General features: G+C 48.6%; 1 protein-coding gene and 1 pseudogene. One reads left to right on the top strand and one right to left on the bottom strand.

Annotation, left to right across the window (positions count from 1 at the left end; all coding sequences use genetic code 11):
* Positions 1-126: 126 nt before the first annotated feature.
* Positions 127-343, bottom strand: a pseudogene (locus J5224_RS28065) (helix-turn-helix domain-containing protein).
* Positions 344-731: 388 nt separating this feature from the next.
* On the opposite strand from J5224_RS28065, the gene J5224_RS28060 reads away from it, so the two are divergent.
* The coding region (locus J5224_RS28060; RefSeq protein WP_264628397.1) for an Rpn family recombination-promoting nuclease/putative transposase at positions 732-1,332 on the top strand (601 nt) is incomplete at its 3' end.

The following is a 1,332-nucleotide window of genomic DNA, read 5'->3' as shown; positions in this document are numbered from 1 at the left end:
TAGCAATTCGTGCGAAATTGAATTTACTCGCCGCACGCCACTGATTAATTCATGCAGAACGCATGAATTAATCAGCCTGAATAACAGCGTCACAGACCCTATTACGGCAGGTTAAATGGCGGTCCTTTAATCTGCTGTACTATCGCCATCTTTCCTATGTTGTCTGTTGAGATAGCGCGAAGGCCAGATCGTCTCAGGACGAGTATGTAAGGCTTCTACGATTAATTGTTCTCCCTTAGGCCAATGGCGGAATAACGTATTTCCCCAAAGTAGATGAAGCCAGCCCGGCCCGTCGGGAAAATGCTGTCAGTGTTGTGCCTTTCTTTGTTAAAACAGCGATGATATCTGCCGGATGGCCACCGAAAGCGCCTTAGGTTGATGCCTGCCAGCGTCAGTGAAATGGCTTATGGTGGGACGCGGAAAATAAAAGTAGGCTTAAAATCATCAAACGGAGCTGAGGGCAGGCGAATTTATAACTGCTGGCTTAGAAGCGTTGCCGGAATCTGACTCTGGTGCGATATCGCCAATTCGGTACTGGTTCTCACTGTACTTTGATTTTGTCCTTAAGAAGGCATCCAACATACCCGTTGATAGGCGTTATGCTGACCGCTGCATTCCGATTTTTTATCAGGCATTACAGGGTGTAAACAGCGCAGGAATAACCACCTATTGAGGAACCAGATAGGTCAAGATCGCTAAACTGCTGCGGATAACCTTCAGAGTCCGCGCTAATGAAAAAGGCCAACAAAACTACCTTCCCGCACGATGCGACGTTTAAGCAGTTTTTGACGCATCCAGAGTCCGCCCGAGATTTTATACAACTGCATTTACCTGAGAAACTATTGGCGCTTTGCGATCTCACCACCTTGAAACTGGAGTCTGGCTCATTTGTTGAGGATGATTTAAGAGCGTTTTACAGCGATGTGCTTTACAGCCTACAGACCCGCGCGGGAGCCGGGTATATCCATGTGTTGATTGAGCACCAAAGCAAGCCGGACAAGCATATGGCATTCAGGCTGATGCGCTACGCGATTGCCGCGATGCAGCGGCACCTTGATGCGGGAAACAAGAAACTGCCTCTGGTGATCCCGATACTGTTTTATGCGGGCAAGCCGAGCCCTTGCCCGAACTCCACCAACTGGCTACAACTGTTCGACGATCCGGCTTTAGCTAAGCAGCTATACAGTGAAGATTTCCCGCTGGTTGATGTGACGATCATTCCTGATGAGGACATCATGCAGCATCGTAGTATGGCCGCGTTGACACTGATACAAAAGCACATTTGCGAACGGGATTTGTCTGACTTGATGGACCGGCTGGTAACGATTATGC

The organism is Candidatus Symbiopectobacterium sp. NZEC135 (assembly GCF_025962695.1).
The sequence above is the reverse complement of the archived record's forward strand: the minus strand, read 5'-3'. Positions and strand labels throughout refer to the sequence as shown.